General features: G+C 56.8%; 17 protein-coding genes. 11 read left to right on the forward strand and 6 right to left on the reverse strand.

The features are described from left to right. Window positions 1–15: 15 nt before the first annotated feature. The 5 genes from AB3U87_RS13525 (at window position 16) to AB3U87_RS13545 (ending at window position 7,951) form a co-directional block, all read left to right on the forward strand. Window positions 16–1,191: an HlyD family secretion protein gene (locus AB3U87_RS13525; RefSeq protein WP_253454776.1), complete on the forward strand. Its 1,176-nt coding sequence runs from the start codon at window positions 16–18 to the stop codon at window positions 1,189–1,191. Further along, entirely contained in the window at window positions 1,188–2,756 is a 1,569-nt protein-coding gene (locus AB3U87_RS13530; RefSeq protein WP_301251253.1) for a DHA2 family efflux MFS transporter permease subunit, read from the forward strand. Before AB3U87_RS13525 ends, AB3U87_RS13530 begins: the two co-directional genes overlap by 4 nt. Before the next feature lies 1 nt (window position 2,757). After that, window positions 2,758–4,320 (forward strand): efflux transporter outer membrane subunit, encoded by a 1,563-nt coding sequence (locus AB3U87_RS13535; protein WP_253454774.1) that lies wholly within the window; start codon window positions 2,758–2,760, stop codon window positions 4,318–4,320. A gap of 448 nt (window positions 4,321–4,768) precedes the next feature. Continuing rightward, window positions 4,769–6,256, forward strand: coding sequence for a sugar porter family MFS transporter (locus tag AB3U87_RS13540; RefSeq protein ID WP_253454773.1), 1,488 nt, complete (start codon window positions 4,769–4,771; stop codon window positions 6,254–6,256). A gap of 102 nt (window positions 6,257–6,358) precedes the next feature. Continuing rightward, entirely contained in the window at window positions 6,359–7,951 is a 1,593-nt protein-coding gene (locus AB3U87_RS13545) for an ABC-F family ATPase (RefSeq protein ID WP_253454772.1), read from the forward strand. 56 nt (window positions 7,952–8,007) lie between these two features. Here the strand turns inward: AB3U87_RS13545 and AB3U87_RS13550 are convergent, their stop codons facing one another. The 4 genes from AB3U87_RS13550 to moeA form a co-directional block, all read right to left on the reverse strand. Next, the gene (locus AB3U87_RS13550; RefSeq protein WP_253454771.1) at window positions 8,008–8,436 is read right to left on the reverse strand and encodes a coiled-coil domain-containing protein; all 429 of its coding nucleotides are present in this window, start codon (window positions 8,434–8,436) and stop codon (window positions 8,008–8,010) included. 139 nt (window positions 8,437–8,575) lie between these two features. Next, complete coding sequence (locus tag AB3U87_RS13555; protein ID WP_394149376.1) at window positions 8,576–10,120, reverse strand: GGDEF domain-containing protein; 1,545 nt, start codon at window positions 10,118–10,120, stop codon at window positions 8,576–8,578. A gap of 127 nt (window positions 10,121–10,247) precedes the next feature. Beyond that, window positions 10,248–11,000, reverse strand: a complete 753-nt coding sequence (moeB, locus tag AB3U87_RS13560) for a molybdopterin-synthase adenylyltransferase MoeB (protein ID WP_253454769.1) — start codon at window positions 10,998–11,000, stop codon at window positions 10,248–10,250. Next, window positions 11,000–12,235 carry a molybdopterin molybdotransferase MoeA gene (gene moeA, locus AB3U87_RS13565; RefSeq protein WP_253454768.1) on the reverse strand — a complete coding sequence of 412 codons (1,236 nt, stop codon included), beginning with the start codon at window positions 12,233–12,235 and terminating at the stop codon, window positions 11,000–11,002. The genes moeB and moeA overlap by 1 nt, the downstream gene beginning before the upstream one ends. Before the next feature lie 253 nt (window positions 12,236–12,488). Between moeA and AB3U87_RS13570 the strand changes: the two genes are divergently transcribed. The 6 genes from AB3U87_RS13570 to AB3U87_RS13595 all read left to right on the forward strand — a co-directional run bounded on the left by AB3U87_RS13570 (window position 12,489) and on the right by AB3U87_RS13595 (window position 19,283). After that, window positions 12,489–13,451, forward strand: a complete 963-nt coding sequence (locus AB3U87_RS13570; protein ID WP_253454767.1) for an isoaspartyl peptidase/L-asparaginase — start codon at window positions 12,489–12,491, stop codon at window positions 13,449–13,451. 9 nt (window positions 13,452–13,460) lie between these two features. After that, window positions 13,461–15,314, forward strand: coding sequence for a glutathione ABC transporter ATP-binding protein GsiA (gene gsiA, locus AB3U87_RS13575; RefSeq protein ID WP_301729790.1), 1,854 nt, complete (start codon window positions 13,461–13,463; stop codon window positions 15,312–15,314). 34 nt (window positions 15,315–15,348) lie between these two features. Beyond that, window positions 15,349–16,881 carry a glutathione ABC transporter substrate-binding protein GsiB gene (gene gsiB, locus AB3U87_RS13580; protein ID WP_253454765.1) on the forward strand — a complete coding sequence of 511 codons (1,533 nt, stop codon included), beginning with the start codon at window positions 15,349–15,351 and terminating at the stop codon, window positions 16,879–16,881. Window positions 16,882–16,936: 55 nt separating this feature from the next. Next, window positions 16,937–17,857, forward strand: a complete 921-nt coding sequence (gene gsiC / locus AB3U87_RS13585; RefSeq protein ID WP_253454763.1) for a glutathione ABC transporter permease GsiC — start codon at window positions 16,937–16,939, stop codon at window positions 17,855–17,857. Window positions 17,858–17,866: 9 nt separating this feature from the next. Continuing rightward, window positions 17,867–18,772, forward strand: coding sequence for a glutathione ABC transporter permease GsiD (gene gsiD / locus AB3U87_RS13590; RefSeq protein WP_253454762.1), 906 nt, complete (start codon window positions 17,867–17,869; stop codon window positions 18,770–18,772). 61 nt (window positions 18,773–18,833) lie between these two features. Next, window positions 18,834–19,283 carry a DUF4385 domain-containing protein gene (locus tag AB3U87_RS13595; RefSeq protein ID WP_253454761.1) on the forward strand — a complete coding sequence of 150 codons (450 nt, stop codon included), beginning with the start codon at window positions 18,834–18,836 and terminating at the stop codon, window positions 19,281–19,283. A 47-nt stretch (window positions 19,284–19,330) separates the two neighbouring features. On the opposite strand, the gene AB3U87_RS13600 is transcribed toward AB3U87_RS13595, so the two are convergent. Together AB3U87_RS13600 and AB3U87_RS13605 are read right to left on the reverse strand one after the other, a co-directional pair. Continuing rightward, the gene (locus AB3U87_RS13600) at window positions 19,331–20,179 is read right to left on the reverse strand and encodes a manganese catalase family protein (RefSeq protein WP_253454760.1); all 849 of its coding nucleotides are present in this window, start codon (window positions 20,177–20,179) and stop codon (window positions 19,331–19,333) included. Between the two features lie 656 nt (window positions 20,180–20,835). Beyond that, a complete protein-coding gene (locus tag AB3U87_RS13605) occupies window positions 20,836–21,543 on the reverse strand; it encodes a phage antirepressor KilAC domain-containing protein (RefSeq protein WP_253454759.1) in 708 nt (235 codons plus the stop codon). Window positions 21,544–21,738: the final 195 nt, after the last annotated feature.

Here is a 21,738-nt window from a genome sequence, read left to right on the forward strand (position 1 = left end):
GCCCGCCGTAACCTGATGAGAACTATGGCTAATCAATCAAATTCTTCCTCAGATGATGACCAGCGTCATCCGCAGAATAATTCGCAGTCTGACGACCAAAACGACAAACCGCAGCAGGACGACCAGCAGCAGGACGAGGGCCAGGCGGAACGTAAACGCCCCGGCAAAAAGCCGCTGATTATTCTGGCGATTGTGGTGATCGTCATGATTATTGTCGGCTTTTACTTCTGGTTTACCGGCCGCAATATAGAAACGACGGACGACGCCTTTACGGAATCGGACGCCGTGACTATTGCGCCTAAAGCCTCCGGCTACGTCACTAAGCTGCTGGTTACCGATAACCAGCGGGTGAAAAAGGGCGATCTGCTGGTGGTTATCGATCCGCAGGATACCCAGGCGCAGCGCGATCAGGCTCAGGCCCAGCTTGGCCTGGCCGTGGCGCAGCTGCATCAGGCGCAGGCTTCTCTGGCGCTGTCTAAAGTGCAGTATCCGGCGCAGAAAGATCAGGCGCTGGCGCAGCAGGCCAAGGCGGAAGCTAACTTCCTTAACGCTCAGGAAGATTACAAACGCCAGCGCGGCGTCGATCCGCGTGCAACCTCGCAGCGTAATATTGATGCGGCCAGCGCGCAGTTAAGAAGCGCGAAGGCCGAGCTGGAAAGCGCGAAAGCGCAGGTAGAAGTTGCTTCGCAAATCCAGCTGCAAATTCGCCAGCAGGAAACCAACGTGGAAGCTCGTCAGCAGCAGGTCGAACAGGCCAAAGCGCAGCTGAACACGGCTAACCTCAACCTTTCCTATACAGAAGTGCGCGCGCCTTACGATGGCTTCGTCACTAAACGTAACGTGCAGGTCGGCACGCTGGTTCAGGCTGGCACCTCGCTGTTTTCGCTGGTTTCGCCAGATGTCTGGATCACCGCCAACTTTAAAGAGTCGCAGCTGGAAAGAATGAACCCTGGCGATAAAGTGCATATTTCCGTGGATGCCTGGCCGGATATGAAGCTGGAAGGGCACGTGGAAAGCATTCAGATGGGTTCAGGCTCCCGTTTCTCTACCTTCCCGTCGGAAAACGCGACCGGCAACTATGTGAAAATTGTCCAGCGCGTGCCGGTCAAGATCGTTATCGATAAAGGACTGGATCCGAACAAGCCGCTGCCGCTGGGGCTGTCGGTGGAGCCTGAGGTAACAGTGGAATGAGTCAAAGCCAGAGCTGGCAGCCGGCCAGTAACCCCTGGCTGGTCGCGATGACGGTGACGCTGGCGGTGTTTATGGAGATCCTGGACACCACCATTGTCAACGTGGCGCTGCCGCACGTCGCCGGTTCGCTCTCATCCAGCTATGACGAGTCAACCTGGGTGCTGACCTCCTATCTGGTGGCGAACGGCATCGTGCTGCCGATCTCCGCCTTCCTCAGCCGCGTATTTGGCCGCAAGCAGTTCTTTCTGATCTGTATTGTGATGTTTACCGTCTGCTCTTTCCTGTGCGGCATCGCTACCGAGCTGTGGCAGATCATTCTGTTCAGGATCCTGCAGGGCTTTTTCGGCGGCGGCCTGCAGCCGGTACAGCAATCGGTACTGTTGGACTACTTTAAGCCGGAAGATCGCGGCAAGGCGTTTGGTCTTTCCTCTATCGCCATTATCGTCGCGCCGGTGCTTGGCCCGACGCTGGGCGGCTGGATCACCGATAACTACAGCTGGCGCTGGGTATTCTTTATTAATATCCCGGTCGGCATTCTGAGCGTGCTGGCTATCTATCAGCTGCTGGAAGATCCGCCCTGGGAGCGTAAATGGGCCAAAGGGAAACTGAATATCGACTATATCGGTATCGGTTTAATTACCCTGGGGCTGGGCTGTTTGCAGGTCTTTCTCGATCGCGGCGAAGATGACGACTGGTTCAGCTCTAATTTCATTATGACCTTCGCCATACTGAGCGCTATCGGGCTGGTCGGCGCGGTTTACTGGCTGCTCTATGCTAAAAAGCCGGTGGTGGATCTGCACGTGCTGAAAGACCGCAACTTTGCCGTCGCCAGTATTCTGATGTCCGGCATGGCGGCTATTCTCTACGGCAGCTCGGTGGTGATCCCCCAGCTGGCGCAGCAGGATCTGGGCTATACCGCCACCTGGTCAGGGCTGGTGCTTTCGCCCGGAGCGGTGCTGATTGTGCTGACCATTCCGCTGGTGCTGAAGCTGATGCCGATCGTCCAGACGCGCTGGATTATCGCCTTCGGTTTTACCTGCCTGTTTGTCTCTTTTCTCTATTCCGCGAAGCTGACGCCCAATATCGATTTCACCACGCTGGTGATGATGCGCAGCGCGCAGACCATCGGGCTGGGTTTCCTGTTTGTGCCGTTAACGACCATTGCGTTCGTGACTATTCCACAAAAGCTAAATGCGGATGCGTCAGCGCTGTTCACCATGTGTCGTAACGTGGCGGGTTCGATAGGCATTTCACTTTCTACGGCGATGATTACCGAGCGGGAGCAGGCGCGTAGCGCGCACATGGTGCATAACATGACGCCGCTTAACGAGCCGTTCAACCTGACGGTAGAACGCTGGGCGCAGGGGGTCAGAGACTTTACCTCAGCGGTGGGCGATCCGATTACGATAGCGACAGGGCAGGTCTATAAAGAGATGATCGTCCAGGCGCGTATTCTGGCCTATATCGACGTTTTTATGGGCCTGAGCATTGTCGCCCTGGTTCTTATTCCATTTTGTTTACTGCTGGCGCCGATTAAGAGCGAGGGCAGTGCAGGAGCACACTGACATGAACGTTTCTCCTTTATTTACGCGTTCGCGGCTCGGCGTGCTGCTGGTTGCGGCTATTACGCTGTCGGCCTGTAGCGTCGGGCCGGACTACCGGGCGCCGAAACCGTCCACGCCCGCTGCTTTCAACTCGCTGGCATCGGATCGCGCGTCTCGTCCCCAGGCCACCGTCACCAATCCGGGCTGGTGGAAATCGTTTAACGATCCGCAGCTAAACAGCCTGATCGATCGCGCCATCGTCGGCAATCTGAGCCTGCAGCAGGCTGTTTTGCGCATCGCCGGTTCTCGTCAGCAGCTTAATCAGGCTCGTGGCGCATGGTTCCCCTCGATCAACGGCGCCGCCTCGGCACAGCGCCAGCAGCTGGGCCTGAAAGGCGAGCTGGAATCGAAAGGCGTCTACAGCCAGCTGGATGAGGTCAGCGGCGATACCGACGTCCGCTCGGCGCTGAACGGGCTGACCAAACCGGTCGGGCTGTATCAGGGCAGTTTTGACGCCTCGTGGGAGCTGGATCTGTGGGGCAAAGTCCGTCGGCAGGTTGAGGCGGCAGGCGCGCAGCAGCAGGAGTCGCTGGAAAGCCGTAACGACGCGCTGGTTTCGCTTGAGGCTGAGGTGGCCCGCACCTATTTACAGCTGCGCGGCGCGCAGCTGATTAGCCAGACGCTGCAAACGCAGATTGAAGTGGCGCAGCAAACGCTGGAGCTGACGCAAAGCCAGCAGCGCAACGGCCTCGCGCCTCAGATGGACGTGGAAAATGCTCGCGCCCAGCTGCATTCTCTGCGTGCGCAGCTGCCGCAGTATGAATCGCAAATGCATCAGGCGATGAACGGGCTGGCGGTGCTGATCGGCAAGCCGCCGGGGGCGCTGGATGCCGAACTGGCCGCGCCGAAAGCGATGCCGGCCTTGCCAAAAGCGGTATCGGTGGGTCTGCCGTCCACGCTGGCGCGCCGGCGTCCGGACGTGCGCCAGGCGGAAGCGAGACTGCATGAGGCGACAGCCAGTATTGGCGTTTCCGTCGCACAGCTGTTCCCGGATTTCTCGCTGACCGGGCAGTTCGGAATGCGTAATACCGACGCCAGCTATCTGGATAACTGGAGCAGCCATTTCTACAGCTACGGCGCCTCGGTCTCGCTGCCGATTTTCCAGGGCGGCAGGCTGGTTTCTGGCGTAAAACTCGCCAGAGCGGAGCAGGCCAGCGCCGCGCTTGGCTATCGGCAGACGGTTCTGACCGCCTTGCAGGATGTGGAAAACGCGTTAGTCAGCTATCGCACCGATCAGCAGCAGGTGGAAGGGCTGGATCAAACGGTGGACGCGCTGCAAAACGCCTTCGATTTGGCTAACGACAGCTATGGCAAGGGGCTTTCTTCGTTTATCGACGCGCTAACCGCGCAGCGCCAGCTGGCTCAGGCGAAGCAGCAGGCCGCATCTGCCAGGGTGCAGAGCAGCCTGGATCTGGTCGCGCTCTATAAAGCGCTGGGCGGCGGCTGGGAGCTTTATCAAAACGTGCAGCTGCCGGACTACTCCGTTTTCGGCCCCGCAGAAAGCGGCGATACGCCGGCGGGCTGAGGCCCTTGCCCGACCGGCGGTAACGCAACGTCGTCGCCGGTCGCCTTACCTGGCTTTGCCCGTTCCTGCCAGTGCGGCCTTTTATGAAAACATCTGCCTCGCCTGTTACAGCCGTGTTTCCCTCCATGATCGAAATGCTTAACGGTCATAAACCGCCCACGGCAAAATTATCCGATGATTTTTCATTAAAATGAAATAAAAGTTTTAGTTGGATAAGGGTGCGCTTTTCTGTTTTAACCCAGACAGGGTAGGGTGTGGCGACAGGTTGCGCCCCACTTATGATACTTGCGTCACAAAAGCAGCGATGCGGTGAGAGCTGTGCCGCAAAATTTAATTTTCATTGTTATTTTAAATGAAAGAAATGCACTAAGTTAAGAGCCTGGAGAACACACCAGGCGCCACTTTATTTCTGGCGGCCTGACCTGCGAATAACGAAGAGGTCAACATAATGCCTAAAGAACAATATCTCACGCCCAATCGGGCCTCGGGGCCTAACAGCACGTCGCGAACGGAACCCTTCGTCAAAGTGATCGCCGTTATCGCCACGCTGGGCGGCCTGCTGTTTGGTTACGACACCGGGGTTATTTCCGGTGCGCTGCTGTTTATGGGCACGGAGCTGCATCTTACGCCATTCACTACCGGTCTGGTGACCAGTTCGCTGCTGTTCGGCGCTGCGTTCGGCGCGCTGATTTCCGGTCATTTCGCCGCGGCAGCCGGGCGGAAGAAAATCATTATCGTTCTCGCCGTCATTTTCGCCATCGGCGCACTGGGAACCTCACTGGCACCTGATGTGCACTGGATGATTTTCTTCCGCCTGGTATTAGGCGTGGCGGTAGGCGGCGCGGCGGCAACCGTGCCGGTCTACATTGCCGAAATCGCGCCTGCCAACAAGCGCGGACAGCTGGTTACGCTCCAGGAGCTAATGATCGTGTCCGGTCAGATGCTGGCCTATATTTCCAATGCCGGTTTTAACGCGGCCTGGGGCGGCGAGCAGACCTGGCGCTGGATGCTGGCGGTCGCTACCGTACCCGCCGTAGCGCTCTGGTTCGGCATGATGTTTATGCCCGATACGCCGCGCTGGTACGCGATGAAAGGACGTCTGGCGGAGGCGCGCAAGGTGCTGGAGAGAACCCGTGCCAAAAGTGACGTCGAGTGGGAGATGACGGAAATTGAGGAAACGCTCAGCGAAGAGGAAAACAAAAACAAGCCCAGCCTGAAAGAGCTGCGCAAGCCCTGGCTGTTTAAACTGTTTCTTATCGGGATCGGCGTAGCGGTGATCCAACAGCTTTCCGGCGTAAACACCATTATGTATTACGCACCTACCATGCTGAAGGCGGTAGGGATGAGCACCGACGCTGCGCTGTTTGCCACTATCGCCAACGGCGTGATTTCAGTACTGATGACCTTTGTGGGGATCTGGCTGCTGGGCCGTTTGGGACGCCGCACCCTGACCATGATCGGTCAGTTCGGCTGCACCGCCTGCCTGCTGTTTATTGGCTGCATCAGCTATTTTATGCCGGAAACGGTCAATGGCCAGCCGGACATGATGCGTAGCTATCTGGTATTGCTGGGCATGCTGATGTTCCTTAGCTTCCAGCAGGGCGCGCTGTCGCCGGTCACCTGGCTGCTGCTTTCGGAAATCTTCCCGACTCGCCTGCGCGGGATTTTTATGGGCGGCGCGGTATTTGCTATGTGGATTGCCAACTTCATTATCTCGCTGGTTTTTCCGATGCTGCTGGCCACGGTAGGGCTTTCCGGCGCGTTCTTTATCTTCGCCTTTATTGGCCTGTTTGGCGCGGTCTTTGTTATTAAATGCGTGCCGGAAACGCGCAACCGCAGCCTGGAGCAGATCGAACATTATCTGCATGACTGGCTGAGTAACGACGTTGAGACACGAGCCGTACGATCGCCGGAACGTAAAGCGGAAAGTCATTAGCGAAATCGGGAAGCTTCAGCGGGCGGCGGTGTATTCGCCGCCCCTTTTTTTTGGCATACTATGCGCTGATTTATTCCCCCATCGTAAATGAAAGGCAATCCTGTGCTAGTTTCCAGCAACGTCACCATGCAGTTTGGCAGTAAGCCGCTGTTCGAAAACATCTCTGTCAAATTTGGCGGCGGCAACCGCTATGGCCTGATCGGTGCCAACGGTAGCGGCAAGTCCACCTTTATGAAAATTCTCGGCGGCGACCTGGTGCCGTCTGCGGGCAACGTGTCGCTCGATCCTAACGAGCGCATCGGTAAACTCCGTCAGGATCAGTTCGCCTTTGAGCAGTACTCGGTGCTGGATACGGTCATCATGGGCCACGGCGAGCTGTGGGAAGTGAAAGAAGAGCGTGACCGCATTTACGCGCTGCCGGAAATGAGCGAAGAAGACGGCTATAAAGTGGCCGATTTGGAAGAAAAATACGGCGAAATGGACGGTTACACCGCAGAATCGCGCGCTGGCGAACTGCTGCTGGGCGTGGGGATCCCGCTGGAGCAGCATTACGGCCCCATGAGCGAAGTTGCGCCGGGCTGGAAGCTGCGCGTGCTGCTGGCGCAGGCGCTGTTCTCTAATCCAGAGATCCTGCTGCTCGACGAACCAACCAACAACCTGGACATCGATACCATTCGCTGGCTGGAGCAGGTGCTGAACGAACGTAACAGCACCATGATTATTATTTCGCACGACCGTCACTTCCTGAATATGGTCTGCACCCATATGGCCGATCTGGATTACGGCGAGCTGCGCGTTTATCCGGGCAACTATGACGAATACATGACGGCGGCAACCCAGGCGCGCGAACGTCTGCTTGCCGATAACGCCAAGAAGAAAGCGCAGATTAACGAGCTGCAATCTTTCGTCAGCCGCTTTAGCGCCAACGCCTCTAAATCGCGTCAGGCAACTTCCCGCGCCAAGCAGATTGATAAAATCAAGCTGGATGAGGTGAAGGCCTCCAGCCGTCAGAACCCGTTTATTCGCTTCGAGCAGGATAAAAAACTGTTCCGTAATGCGCTGGAGCTGGCAGGGCTGACCAAAGGCTTCGATCAGGGCCCGCTGTTTAAAAACGTTAACCTGCTGCTGGAAGTAGGCGAAAAGCTTGCGATTATCGGGCCGAACGGTATCGGTAAATCCACGCTGCTGAAAACGCTGGTGGGCGAACAGCAGCCGGATAACGGCACGGTTAAATGGTCAGAAAACGCCCGCATCGGCTATTATGCGCAGGATCACGCGCATGATTTTGCCAACGACCTGACGGTGTTCGACTGGATGAGCCAATGGATGCAGGAAGGGGATGACGAGCAGGCAGTACGCAGCATTCTGGGTCGCCTGCTGTTCAGCCAGGACGATATCAAAAAGCCAGCGAAAGTCCTCTCCGGTGGCGAAAAGGGCCGTATGCTGTTTGGCAAGCTGATGATGGAAAAGCCGAACGTGCTGATTATGGATGAGCCGACCAACCACCTGGATATGGAATCCATCGAGGCGCTGAACATGGCGCTGGAGATGTACGAAGGCACGCTGATTTTCGTTTCGCATGACCGCGAGTTCGTCAGCTCGCTGGCGACCCGCGTGATTGAAATGACGCCGGGCAAAATCCACGACTTCACCGGCAATTACGAAGATTACCTGCGCAGCAAAGGTATCGCCTGAATTAAATAAAAAGGCGGGGCATCTGCTCCGCCTTATTGGCCCGGTAAGCTATCGGGTCAGATTTTCAGGATCGCGGTTTTAATAAACCACAGAAGAACGGCCACCAGCGCCGGGATCATCAGCGTCCAGGTGATCCTGCTGTTGATATCGTTAAACTTCTCAAACATTCGCTCGAATTTTTCATCTATTCGCTCGAATTTTTCGTCTATTCGCTCGAATTTTTCATCAATCTTTTCAAATCTGATATTAGTGCGCGCTTCGCTGGCCGCTATCTCTTTTATCAACTCGGCTCTGAGTTCCGCCACGTCCGTTTTGGTGGCAAAATTTTCTGAACGAGCCGTAAGCACGGCAAGATCGAGTTTTATTTGTCGCGTATCTTCTTCAAGTCGCTCGACGCGCTGTTCCAGAATATCCATATTTTCTCCGTTTCCTTCGTCCTTATGCCAGACATCACTCATGTCAGACGGGCATAAATAGCTACCCATATCCCTGTTCCTTGTGTCCTGTAAGCTACGCCAGCGGGGCGAGATAAGCAAAGGGCTGGCTGGTATTGGCGCGTAAAGAATAAAGGATAACAGCGCAGAAAAAGGTGAAGGTGCGCAACTATTTGATGTTTTCTGGAAATTACTGGAATATTCCCACTCTATTCCTTCCGGCTAATTTTGCCTGATAAAGCGCTTTATCCGCCTGGCCTATCAGCGTCTGGCGATCTTCCGGCTGATTGCTCTGCATCACATGGAGACCTATGCTGATAGTCACTACTTTAGCCGCGCTTTCGCTGTTACGATGTGGGATCTCCAGCGCGGCAACGGCTTCTCTTATCCTTTCCGCCACTTTCATCGCCGCCTCCTGGCCGCAATCGGTAAGGATCACCGCAAATTCCTCGCCGCCGTAGCGTGCGATCAGGTCATCGGAGCGAAGCCCAATGTTCAACAGGGCGTTGCCGACGTATTTCAAACACTCGTCGCCGGCCAGATGGCCGTAGGTGTCGTTGAACCGCTTAAATGAATCCACATCTATCATCAGCAGCGCCATCGGCGAACGCAGCTTATTGGCGCGCTCCAGGCTGCGATCCAGATAGAGGTCGAACTGGCGGCGATTCGCCAGACCGGTAAGGCTGTCCACCAGCGCCAGCGTTTGCAGCGTACGGTTTATCGCCGTCAGCCGGTCACGCGCCGTGGCCAGCTCCTCCTGATCGCGGATAGTATGGCCAATATTACGCAGCAGCAGCCAGCCCAGCGCGGCAATCACCAGCAGCAGCAGCGCGCACAGCGACAAATAAACCACCAGCTCGGCCAGCCAGGCCTGCACCAGCTGCTTTTTGTCATAGCCGACGGTAATCACCAGGGGATAGCGTTTCAGGCTCGCATAGCCAAAAATACGTTCGACGCCGTCAAGCGCGGCTTTGTAGCTTGCCGTTCCGTTGGAGGAAGTTTTTAACAGATGCGTAAACAGCGGACTGTTGGCTATGTTGCGGTTAAGCAGATTATCGACAAAAGGACGAACGTAAAGAATATTGCCCGTATGGGTCATCAGCGCCAGCAGGCCTTTGTCACCCAGGCTGTAATAGCCAAAAATCTGCCGAAAATAGTCGATGCGCAGCGTAGCCAGCAGCACGCCGCGAAAAGTGCCGTCGCGGTTGTTCAGCCTCATTGAAACGGGAATAACCAGCTCGCCGGTGGTGCGGCTGCGAATGACCTCATCGATATGCAGATCCAAATCGCTATGCTGCTGATGATATTTAAAGTAGGCGCGATCGGCATTATTGCTGCGCTGGTTAAGCATTCCCTGAGAAGTCAGCACCCAGTTGCCTGCGCGGTCGTAGACAAACAGGCCGTGCAGCTGCGGCAGCGAAGCTTTCCGCTCCATTAACAGCGTGCGCAGGTAGTTTTGCCGCTCGGCGTCCAGACCGACCAGCGTAATACGATCGCGTAGATCCTGCAGCGTCAGTTCGACCGGCAGCAGCGTATCTTCGGCTTGTCGTGACAGCGATTGTGATAGATTCCGGGCGTTATTTTGAGTTTCATTCACAATGCGCTGCCAAATACTGTAAACCACCCATCCGTTCACCAGCACAACGGCACAGCCTATCACCAGCAAAAATACAACCAGCAGGCGACGCAGACTCTGCATGCTGACATCCGGTTGCGGGTGATGCTCCTCACTCATGCAATACTCCCTGGCGCGACATTCGCAGTGATCTAACTATAGCGGCAGCCGGAAGAATGGCTTGTTTTTACAGACTAAGCGGGCAAGTAATGAGCGCGCCGTTGCAAAAAAAGGCGCGCTAAGAAGGTCAGCCGCCGCAAACCTCGCAGCAGGGGTCTTTGGCAAGCTTAAGCGTGCGGAACTGTAATGTCATCGCATCATACATCAGCAGTTTTCCCGCCACGCTGTCGCCATATTTGCTCAGCAGGCGGATGGTTTCCATCGCCTGGAGCGAGCCGATGACGCCGACCAGCGGCGCCATCACGCCCGCTTCCACACAGCTGAGCGCGGCATCGCCAAAGAGGCGGCTCAGGCAGCGATAGCAAGGCTCCGCTTCCTGCCAGGTAAAGACGCTAATCTGGCCTTCCATGCGGATAGCCGCGCCGGAAACCAGCGGCGTTTTGCTGGCGAAGCAGAGCCGGTTTAGCTGCTCGCGAGTCGCCACGTTATCCGTACAGTCCAGCACCACGTCATGCCGGGCGATCAGATCGGCCAGTTCTGCCTCTTCAAGCTGGCGATCGATGCTTTCCAGCACGATATGCGGATTGATTTCACCTAGCTGACGGCGCGCGGAGTCAACCTTCGGCAGGCCAACCTGCGCATCGCGATGCAGGATCTGCCGCTGCAAATTAGAAACGGAGACGTGGTCAAAATCGAGCAGCGTCAGATGGCCCACGCCAGCGGAAGCCAGATAAGGGCTGGCGGCGCAGCCTAAACCACCCAGCCCAACGATTAATGCTTTTGCCGCCTTCAGCGCTTCCTGGCCGTCGAAATCGAAGCCGCGCAGCACAATTTGCCGGTTGTAGCGCAGCATCTCTTCGTCGCTCAGTTCCGGTTTCATTACCCCTCCAGCAGGCTGTTGAACGGCTCGACTTCCACCCATTCCCCGGCCTGCACGTTGCCGCGATCGCGCTCCAGCACGATAAAGCAGTTCGCCTGGCTGAAAGAGCTGAAGACGTGCGATCCCTGCGGGCCGGTACTGCTGACTTCCAGCTCGCCCAGCGCGTTGCGCGACAGTTTGCCGCGCTGAAAATCGAGCCTGCCCGGCGTTTTTTTCAGGCTGCTGGCGCTTTTCACCCGCTGGCGAGGCGGCAGCGCGGCAGCGGTCAGGCCGCTAAGCTTCGCCAGCAGCGGCTGCACCAGCTGATAAAAGGTCAGCACCGCGGAAACGGGATTGCCCGGCAGGCCGCAGAACCAGCTGTTTTGCAGCCGGCCGAAAGCAAAAGGTTTGCCCGGCTTGATCGCCAGCTTCCAGAAGCCGATTTTGCCCAACTCTTCCAGCATCGCTTTGGTGTAGTCTGCTTCGCCCACCGAAACGCCGCCGCTGCTGATCACCACGTCGGCCCGGCTGTCCGCTTCAATAAAGGCGGCGCGCAGCGCGGCCTGATTATCGCGAATAATGCCAAGATCTATCACCTCGCAGCCCAGCTTTTCCAGCATCAGGCGCACGGCAAAACGGTTAGTGTCGTAGATCTGGCCGGCGGCCAGCGGTTCGCCGACCGGCTGAAGCTCATCACCGGTAGAGAATACCGCCACGCGCAGCCGACGTTTAACGGCCACTTCCGGCACGCCCAGCGAGGCCAGCAGCGGCAGCTCCGCCGTACCCAGACGAATACCGGCGCTCAGCACGCTGGCGCCCTGAGCAATATCCTCACCGGCCAGGCGAATATTCTGCCCGGCGTTGACCGTGGCCAGGAACTTCACCGCTTCGCCAGCCTGTTCGGTTTCTTCCTGCATCACCACGGCCTCCGCACCTGCCGGTACAGGCGCGCCGGTCATAATGCGAATGCAGCTGCCCACCGGCCACTCGCCGCTAAAGGGCGTTCCGGCAAAGGCTTTCCCGGCGACGGGCAGCGGATTTCCCGTCGCCAGGTCGGCCAGGCGTACGGCGTAGCCATCCATAGCGGAGTTGGCAAAGGGGGGAACATCAACAGGAGAGATAACGGCGGCGGCGGTAATTCTGCCCGTGGCCGCGGTCAGCGGCACCGTTTCGGTTTCTGCAACCGGCGTGACGCGATCCAACATGGTAGACAGCGCGTCGTCAAGGGAGATAAGTCCCGCAGTAAAAGCTTCCATAACGTCCTCGGCATGCCCGACAGCCGGGCAGGCGTATACAATCAGATGGCAAATAGTATGGCGTGAATTATTGACGCGGTCACGTAAAGCTACCAACAGGTTATAAACCATAAGCTTTCGTTATTACCGCCGTACCCACTTTCCGCTTTACATCACTTTACAGCCTGCCTATAGTCAAAAACGGTCACAATTTGACAAAACCATTCTAACACAGTGTTTTTCTTGCCGATTTGGCACGCAGGGTAAAAGGATTATGAGCAGAGCAGCAATCGTCATCCATGGCGGCGCTGGCGCTATTGCCCGCGCCAGCCTGAGCGCGGAAAAAGAACGGCTTTATATCGAGGCGCTTTCCGACATCGTCGCCAGCGGACAGGCTATCCTGGCGCAGGACGGCAGCGCGCTGGATGCGGTAACGGAAGCCGTGCGTCTGCTGGAGGAGTGCCCGCTGTTCAATGCGGGAAAAGGCGCGGTCTTTACCCATCAGGGCACCCATGAGCTCGACGCCTGCGTGATGGACGGCAGATCGCTGGAAGCGGGCGCGGTCGCAGGGGTCAGGCAGGTACGCAATCCGGTGCTGGTCGCGCGTGCCGTGCTGGAGAAAAGCCCGCACGTGCTGTTTATTGGCGAGGGCGCGGAGCGGTTTGCCGTTGAGCAAGGCTTCGCGCCGGTGCCGCCCGACTTCTTTTCTACGCCGGAACGCTACGAGCAGTTACAGCGAGCCTTAAAGATGCAGCAAACCATGCTGGATCATGACGGCGCGGCGCAGGCGTCCGACGATCCGCTTGACCCCGATCGTAAATTCGGCACCGTAGGCGCGGTGGCGCTGGATCGGCACGGCAATCTGGCGGCGGCTACCTCAACAGGCGGCATGACCAACAAGCAGGCCGGACGCGTCGGCGACTCGCCAATTGTCGGCGCGGGCTGCTACGCCAATAACGCCAACGTAGCGGTTTCCTGCACCGGCAGCGGTGAAGTTTTTATGCGTACGCTGGCGGCCTACGACATCGCTGCCCTGATGGAGTACGGCGGCCTGTCGCTTAAGCAGGCCAGCGAGCGCGTGGTGATGGAAAAAATCAGCGTGCTGGGCGGCAGCGGCGGCGTGATAGCGATAGATCGCGAAGGCAACATTGCGCTGCCGTTTAACAGCGAAGGCATGTATCGGGGTTTTGGCTACGTGGGCGATGCGCCAAACGTGGGAATCTATCGCGAAGAATAGGGAGTCAGGATGGCCAGTGGATCCGATCTGTCCGCCGGACAGGTTTTGTCGGTCAAAAACTTGAGCGTCAGCTTTGCGCAGGAAGGCGACACCGTGCAGGCGGTGAAAAACCTTTCGCTTGAGGTGCAGCGTGGCGAAACGTTGGCGATAGTAGGCGAATCCGGCTCGGGAAAATCCGTCACCTCGCTGGCGCTGATGCGGCTGGTGGAGCAGGGCGGGGGACGCATCGACAGCGGCGAAATCTGGCTCCGGCGCCGCAACGGCGAAGCGATCGATCTGCTGCGCACGCCGCAGTCGGGGCTGCGCAGAGTACGCGGCGCGGATATGGCGATGATTTTTCAGGAACCGATGACCTCGCTTAACCCGGTCTTTCCCGTCGGCGATCAGATCGCGGAATCGATTGTTCTGCATCAGGGTAAAAGCCACCGCGAGGCGCTGAAGGAAGCCGAACGGATGCTGGATCTGGTGCGCATCCCGGAGGCCAAAAACGTGCTGGGCCGCTTTCCGCATCAGCTTTCCGGCGGCATGCGTCAGCGGGTGATGATTGCGATGGCGCTCTCCTGCCGTCCGGCGCTGCTGATTGCCGACGAACCCACCACGGCGCTGGACGTCACCATTCAGGCACAAATCTTACAGCTGATCCGCGTACTGCAAAAAGAGATGCAGATGGGCGTTATTTTCATCACCCATGATATGGGCGTGGTGGCGGAAATGGCCGATCGCGTGCAGGTGATGTATCGCGGCGACGTGGTAGAAACCGGGCCGGTTGAGGCCATTTTTCAGCATCCGCAGCAGGATTATACCAAAGCGCTACTGGCCGCGGTGCCTAAGCTGGGCGCGATGCGGGGCAGGCCTTTCCCGGCTCGTTTTCCATTGTTAATGGCCGACAGCGAAACGGCGCAGGAAAAACAGGATACTGTGGTGAGCGACGCGCCTCCGGTGCTTCAGGTGCGGGATTTGGTGACGCGGTTCGATATACGCAGCGGCATTCTGAATCGCGTCACGCGGCGCGTTCATGCCGTGGAAAAGGTCAGTTTCGATCTGCGCGCGGGTGAAACGCTGGCGCTGGTTGGCGAATCGGGCTGTGGGAAATCCACCACCGGTCGTTCGCTGCTGCGGCTGGTCGCCAGCCAGGGCGGCACCATCACCTTTAACGGCCAGCGCATCGACAACCTTACCGGCGCGGCGCTTTCTCATCTGCGGCGCGATATTCAGTTTATCTTTCAGGATCCCTACGCTTCGCTCGATCCACGTCTGACGGTTGGCTTTTCTATTATGGAGCCGCTGCTGGTGCACGGCGTGGCGAAAGGCAAAGAGGCCGAGGCGCGCGTGGCCTGGCTGCTGGAGCGCGTCGGCCTGCTGCCGGAACACGCCCGGCGCTATCCGCACGAGTTTTCCGGCGGCCAGCGCCAGCGTATCTGCATTGCGCGAGCGCTGGCGCTTAATCCAAAAGTGGTTATCGCTGACGAATCCGTTTCCGCGCTGGACGTTTCGGTACAGGCGCAAATCGTCAATCTGATGATGGATCTGCAACGGGAGTTTGGCATCGCCTTTCTGTTTATCTCTCACGATATGGCGGTAGTGGAACGGATCAGCCACCGCGTGGCGGTGATGTACCTCGGGCAGATCGTTGAGATAGGTTCGCGCCAGGCGGTATTCGAAAATCCCCAGCATCCCTATACGCGTAAATTAATGTCTGCCGTGCCGGTAGCCGATCCGCAGCATCGCCGTCGCGAACGGGCGCTGCTGGCGGATGAGATACCCAGCCCGATTCGGGCTATCGGCGAAGAGCCTGAAGTCGCGCCGCTGGTAGAAGTCGGTGCGGGGCACTATGTCGCCCGTCATGCCGTCGGCGGCGTCTGAATATGCTGCATAACAAAATCACTGGAGAAAAAGCATGATTATTGAACGCAAGCTGCTGTTGGCTGCCGGGATCCTGAGCAGCCTGACGGCGATCCCGGCCTGGGCGGCAAAAGATGCGGTGATCGCCGTTGGCTCTAATTTCACCACGCTCGATCCTTATGACGCCAACGACACGCTGTCGCAGGCGGTCGCCAAATCTTTCTATCAGGGCCTGTTCGGCTTTGATAAAGAGATGAAGCGGATTAACGTGCTGGCGGAGAGTTTTGACGCCAGCAAGGACGGCCTGACCTACACCATTAAACTGCGCAGCGGCATCAAGTTCCAGGACGGCACCGATTTCAACGCTGAAGCGGTGAAGGTGAATCTGGATCGCGCCAGCAACCCTGATAATCACCTCAAGCGCTACAACCTGTTTAAGTCGGTGGCGACCACGGAAGTGATCGATCCCACTACTGTGAAAATTACCCTGAAACAGCCGTTCTCCGCTTTTATCAACACGCTTGCCAGCCCGGCAGCGGCGATGATTTCACCGACCGCACTGAAAAAATATGGCAAAGAGATAGGCTTCCACCCGGTGGGCACCGGCCCGTACGAGCTGGAAACCTGGAACCAGACCGATTTTGTAAAGGTGAAAAAATTTGCGGGCTACTGGCAGGCTGGCTATCCGAAGCTGGACAGCATTACCTGGCGGCCGGTAGTGGATAACAATACCCGTGCGGCAATGCTGCAAACCGGCGAGGCGAATCTGGCTTTCCCGGTGCCTTACGAGCAGGCCAAACTGCTGGAAAAAAACAGCAAATTAGATTTGGTGGCCACGCCTTCCATCATGCAGCGCTATATCAGTTTTAACGTCACGCAGAAGCCGTTTGATAATCCCAAAGTGCGCGAGGCCATCAACTACGCCATCAATCGCCAGGCGCTGGTGAAGGTCGCCTTTGCCGGTTACGCCACGCCGGCCACAGGCATCGTGCCGCCATCGATTCAGTATGCGCAAAGCTACCCGCCGCTGGCGTACAACCCGGCGAAAGCGCGCGAGCTGCTGAAAGAAGCGGGCTATCCGAACGGCTTCAGCACCACGCTGTGGTCTTCGCATAACCACAGCACGGCGCAGAAAGTGTTGCAGTTTACCCAGCAGCAGCTGGCGCAGGTAGGCATTAAAGTTACGGTCACCGCCATGGATGCCGGCCAGCGCGCGGCACAGGTTGAGGATAAAGGGCAGAAAGAGAGCGGCGTGAAAATGTTCTATACCGGCTGGAGCGCCTCGACGGGCGAAGCTAACTGGGCGCTGACGCCGCTGTTCGCCACGCAGTCCTGGCCGCCGACGATTTTCAATACCGCTTTCTACAGCAATCCGCAGGTGGATAAAGATTTGGCCGATGCGCTAAACACCACCGACGCTCAGAAGAAAGCCTCGCTCTATAAAGACGCGCAGGATCGCATCTGGAACGATCGCCCGTGGGCGCCGCTGGTGGTGGAAAAGCTGGTTTCAGCCAATACCAAAAACCTGACGGGCTTTTATGTCATGCCGGATACTTCGTTCAGCTTTGAAGAGGCCGATCTGAAGTAACCGCTCCGGCGGCGCCAGGTGTGGCGGGCGCCGCCGTGAACGTGTCAGGAAACCTATGCTTAACTATTTTATTAAACGACTGCTGGGCCTGATCCCCACTTTGCTTATCGTGGCGGTGCTGGTCTTTCTGTTTGTGCATATGCTGCCGGGCGATCCGGCCAGGCTGGTGGCCGGGCCGGAAGCGGACGCCACCGTCGTGGCGCTGGTACGCCAGCAGCTGGGCCTGGATCAGCCGCTGATTCAGCAGTTCTGGCATTTTATCAGCCAGGCGATACGGGGCGATTTTGGTCAGTCGATGGTTTCCCGTCGGCCTGTTTCGGCGGAAATCGCCCAGCGTTTTCTGCCCACGCTGTGGCTGACGCTAAGCAGCATGGTCTGGTCAGTGATTTTCGGCATGACTATCGGCATCGTCTCGGCCGTCTGGCGCAATCGCTGGCCGGATCGTATCGGCATGACGCTGGCCGTTTCCGGCATCTCTTTTCCGGCCTTCGCGCTGGGCATGCTGCTGATGCAAATCTTCTCCGTGGAACTGGGCTGGCTGCCTACCGTCGGCGCGGATGGCTGGCGCAACTATATTCTGCCTTCCATCACTTTGGGTGCGGCCGTTGCCGCAGTGATGGCCCGTTTTACCCGCGCCTCTTTTGTGGAGGTGATGCAGGAAGATTACATGCGTACCGCGCGGGCGAAAGGCGTGCGCGAAACGTGGGTGGTGATCAAGCATGGCCTGCGCAACGCGATGATCCCGGTCGTTACCATGATGGGCCTACAGTTCGGCTTTTTGCTGGGCGGCTCGATTGTGGTGGAGGTGGTGTTCAACTGGCCGGGACTGGGGCGCCTGCTGGTGGATTCGGTAGAAATGCGCGACTACCCGGTGGTACAGGCCGAAGTATTGCTGTTTTCACTGGAATTTATTCTTATTAACCTGGTTGTCGATATGCTGTACGCGGCGATTAACCCGACTATTCGCTACAAATAAGGACGGGCGATGAAAAACTGGCGACGTAGCGCGGCCCTGGCCGCGATGCCAACGATAAAACAGCATCGCGTACGCACGCCGTGGCGGGAATTTTGGCGGCGCTTTCGTCGCCAGCCGGTGGCGATGACGGCCGGCCTCTTTATTATCCTGCTGATTGCGGTTGCCTTTGTGGCGCCCTGGCTGGCGCCCTTCGACGCGGAAAACTACTTTGATTACGATCGCCTGACGGAAGGGCCATCGGCGATGCACTGGTTCGGCGTCGATTCGCTGGGCCGCGATATTTTTAGCCGCGTGCTGCTGGGAACACGCTTATCGCTGATTTCCGGCTTTTTTTCGGTAGCGATCGGCGCGGCCATCGGTACGGTGCTGGGGTTGCTGGCGGGCTATTATGAAGGCTGGTGGGATCGCATTATTATGCGCATCAGCGACGTGCTGTTCGCTTTCCCCGGAATTTTACTGGCGATTGCCGTGGTCGCTATTATGGGCAGCGGCATGGCGAACGTGGTTATCGCCGTGGCTATTTTCAGTATTCCTGCCTTTGCGCGTCTGGTGCGCGGTAACACGCTGGTGTTGAAACAGATGACATACATTGAATCCGCCAGAAGCATTGGCGCTTCAGATGTCACTATTATCCTGCGCCATATTCTGCCGGGTACGCTCTCCTCTGTGGTGGTCTATTTTACCATGCGTATCGGCACCTCGATTATTACCGCCGCCAGCCTCTCTTTTCTGGGGCTGGGCGCGCAGCCGCCGACGCCGGAATGGGGCGCGATGCTGAACGAAGCGCGCGCGGATATGGTGATGGCGCCGCACGTGGCGATTTTCCCCAGTCTCGCCATCTTTTTGACCGTGCTGGCATTTAATCTGCTGGGCGACGGGCTGCGCGACGCGCTGGATCCTAAACTGAAAAACTGAGCCATGCTGGCGTCTTTTTCTTTTCCTGTGCCAGGCTTACCTCTTTACCCAGAGGTGGGCCGTGAAGGAATTTGATTACGAGCAGGATTTTAAAACCATCGATTTTCGTCAGCATCCTGAGCTTTATCAGGTTGGGCGCGGTGAACAGGGCGTCCTGATGGTCGAGCCTTATAAAGGCGAAATATTACCGCACTGGCGTTTCAGAACGCCCGCCATTGCGGAAGCCTCGGCTAAAAAAATTATGGCGCTGTTCGAAGAGTACCGTGCAAAAGATGATTTTGTCGGTATGGACATGGCGCGAAAATTTATTCAGATGGGCTATACGCGAGCCAGGCGCTACGCCAATCATAAAGGCGGCCGCAAATATGACGAAGATCGGCAGGTACTGCCTTATCACGTGAATGAAGAGAAAGCGGAAGCGGCGGCTATTTTTAAAGTCTGGTGGGATAAGATCCGTGAGGACGAAGATTACCTGAAACGTAAAAAAGCCCATCAGACGAAATATGGCTAACGCGGTTAAACGTTAAAAGGCCGCAGTTAAGCGGCCTGAATACAGCATTATTTTTCCAGCGGAGCGCCCGGCTGGATCTGCTCTTTCTGCGCGCCGGAACCCGGTCTGGCCGGGCCAAGGATAGGTTCCTGTCCCAGGATGTCCGGTTTCTCTTTCGCGGTAAACTGCCCTACGCCGTCGTAGGCCGGGCCTTCACTCCAGCGGCCTTTCGGCAGCGGTTTATCCAGCGAAGTGTTCAGACAGTAATAAGAGTGCTCCTGCGCCTCCTCCGACTGCGGGAAGCTGTTCGGAACAGGCATAGACGCACCAATACCGCCCATATCCTCAATTACCGCCAGCCACTGCTGCTGGTGCATGGTATCGCGGGCAATCAGGAAAGAGAGGAAATCCTTCATGCCTTTGTCTTCCGTCAGGTTATACAGGCGGGTTGCCAGTACGCGGCCGGTAGCCTCTGCGGTAACGTTAGCCAGCATATCCGCAGCGACGTTACCGGAAGCGTAAATGTGACTCATATCAAAAGACATCCCGTTGGCGTTGACGGGCATGGCCGCCAGGCCTGACGACAGAATATGACGCGGATTCATGCCGCCCAGGATAGCGTTAACTACCGGATCCTTTGCCGACTCTTCCTGATAGGAGAGCGGTGCGCCTTCAAGGTTAAGCGCGACGGCGTGACCAAGCATTTCGATATGAGCCAGCTCTTCGGTAGCGGTGGAGATCAGCAAATCTTTAATGCGTGGATCGCCGCGAGTCCCCATCGCCTGGAAAAAATATTGCATAGCAACGCGTATTTCCCCTTCGACACCGCCGATGGCCTGCTGCAACAGCATGGCAAATTCTGGATCGGGCTTGTCGACTTTTACCGGATATTGCAGTTTCGATGAATGATGAAACATGTTTTCCTCCTGGTAGATTACGTTAGTTAAGCAACGCAATAAGCCTGGTAGAAATTGGTAAAAATGGGAAGGCAAACACGATAGATTCTCATTTACCCACACCGGATGCCCAGAAAACAAGCAGATACAGCGCGCGTCAAAACGTGGCGGAAAGCAGGCATGGCGCTGAAAAGCGCTTAAAACCGAACGGAATATTCCAGATAAGCCTCCCCGCAAAAACAGACTTTTCTGAAGCCTGCAGCGCGTCACAAATCTTCAGGCGGGATGATTAACAGCGGTCAGCTACAACAGGCAACGAGTTTTATCCATATAACTAACTGCAGCCCGGTTTCAGGCAGGAAACTGTCAGGCGGAAGGGATAGTCATAGCATAAACGATGGTTCTGAAAGCCGATTACCGGTACCGGGTTTAAGACAGGATATCAGATAGCATAACCGGCAATCAGGAGGGTTAGCCTCAGCATAAAAGACGGCTCTTAAAGCCGCCCAACTGTACCGGGCTCCAGGCGGAATAACCGACAAGCGGAAGGGATAGCCTCCGCATAAACAACAGCTCTGAAAGCAGGCGTGCTGCGGATTATTTTAGCCGGAACATCAGCCACCCGATCAGAGTGACAACACGCTATAACCCAGCCAGTCCATGGCCGATTACTGCTGTTATGCCGCTGCGCCTTTTGGCTGTGCAGCAAGATGCGCTGCCCACAGGTTAGTCACCCATTTCACGCCTTTAGCAGTAAAGCGAGCCTGTGAAAAGGCGTGCAGGTTCTCGCCTACGCTGGTGCGCACCGTAAAGTAGCCCGCCTGCACATGGTGCTGCTGCGGCATCAGCGTGCCGTTGGCGCGGTACATAATATTGCGTTCAAACAGGAACTGACGGAATTCAGGTTCTTTCACCTTCAGCATTTTGCAGAGCTGGCGAAACCCCAGCGAATCTTCCACCTGCACAAAGCGGTCAAAAAACTCCGCCTTTGGGGCGAAAAGGGCAAGCTGCTGCTCGGCTGCCTGGCGCTGTTCAAACTGTTCGGCCCAGGCCCGCGCCGCCGCTGCGGGATTGGTGAAATCCGGCAGGCGAGTACTTCTCTCGCGTTCCTGCCAGCTGTCCAGCGCCTGGGTGATAAACGCGGGCGCAAGACGCGCCACGGCCAGTAACGAATCGCGCTTGTTCAGGCAATACTCCTGACGCGTTTCGCCATCACGCTCGTAAACACCAATCGTCAGCGGTTGAGAAAGACGCTGGGTGGTTTCCAGCGTTTTGATCAGCCGTTTTACTTCGCCGTGCGGAATACCAGCTAACTGAGCGATTTCCCGGCTGCTCATCGTGACCGATTGATTCAGCGAGCTGAGGTTTTCTGTCGAAATCATCATAGGTTTTACCCCCAAGCTTTTCAAAAGACACCCGAGCGGGCAGTAGAAATATTATACAGTTGCCTGTTTAAATATCCAGTACTTTTTTTAAGCGATCGAGTTAATTGAATCTGCTATCAATTTTGAATTTTTGTAAAGGTAGCCCGCCTGAAAAGCATCTCCACTAGAGTTATTTCAGCCCCTTTTATCTGGAGA

The sequence above is a fragment of the Erwinia plantamica genome, assembly GCF_043420595.1.
Taxonomy (GTDB): Bacteria; Pseudomonadota; Gammaproteobacteria; order Enterobacterales; family Enterobacteriaceae; genus Erwinia; species Erwinia aeris.

What these genes read in the sequence shown, in the direction of transcription:
- gsiB (WP_253454765.1), top strand. Translation starts at nt 15,349, where the DNA reads ATGATTATTGAACGCAAGCTGCTGTTGGCTGCCGGGATCCTGAGCAGC.
- AB3U87_RS13540 (WP_253454773.1), top strand. Translation starts at nt 4,769, where the DNA reads ATGCCTAAAGAACAATATCTCACGCCCAATCGGGCCTCGGGGCCTAAC.
- AB3U87_RS13525 (WP_253454776.1), top strand. Translation starts at nt 16, where the DNA reads ATGAGAACTATGGCTAATCAATCAAATTCTTCCTCAGATGATGACCAG.
- gsiA (WP_301729790.1), top strand. Translation starts at nt 13,461, where the DNA reads ATGGCCAGTGGATCCGATCTGTCCGCCGGACAGGTTTTGTCGGTCAAA.
- moeA (WP_253454768.1), bottom strand. Translation starts at nt 12,235, where the DNA reads ATGGAAGCTTTTACTGCGGGACTTATCTCCCTTGACGACGCGCTGTCT.
- moeB (WP_253454769.1), bottom strand. Translation starts at nt 11,000, where the DNA reads ATGAAACCGGAACTGAGCGACGAAGAGATGCTGCGCTACAACCGGCAA.
- gsiD (WP_253454762.1), top strand. Translation starts at nt 17,867, where the DNA reads ATGAAAAACTGGCGACGTAGCGCGGCCCTGGCCGCGATGCCAACGATA.
- AB3U87_RS13570 (WP_253454767.1), top strand. Translation starts at nt 12,489, where the DNA reads ATGAGCAGAGCAGCAATCGTCATCCATGGCGGCGCTGGCGCTATTGCC.
- AB3U87_RS13605 (WP_253454759.1), bottom strand. Translation starts at nt 21,543, where the DNA reads ATGATGATTTCGACAGAAAACCTCAGCTCGCTGAATCAATCGGTCACG.
- gsiC (WP_253454763.1), top strand. Translation starts at nt 16,937, where the DNA reads ATGCTTAACTATTTTATTAAACGACTGCTGGGCCTGATCCCCACTTTG.
- AB3U87_RS13600 (WP_253454760.1), bottom strand. Translation starts at nt 20,179, where the DNA reads ATGTTTCATCATTCATCGAAACTGCAATATCCGGTAAAAGTCGACAAG.
- AB3U87_RS13550 (WP_253454771.1), bottom strand. Translation starts at nt 8,436, where the DNA reads ATGGGTAGCTATTTATGCCCGTCTGACATGAGTGATGTCTGGCATAAG.
- AB3U87_RS13535 (WP_253454774.1), top strand. Translation starts at nt 2,758, where the DNA reads ATGAACGTTTCTCCTTTATTTACGCGTTCGCGGCTCGGCGTGCTGCTG.
- AB3U87_RS13530 (WP_301251253.1), top strand. Translation starts at nt 1,188, where the DNA reads ATGAGTCAAAGCCAGAGCTGGCAGCCGGCCAGTAACCCCTGGCTGGTC.
- AB3U87_RS13555 (WP_394149376.1), bottom strand. Translation starts at nt 10,120, where the DNA reads ATGAGTGAGGAGCATCACCCGCAACCGGATGTCAGCATGCAGAGTCTG.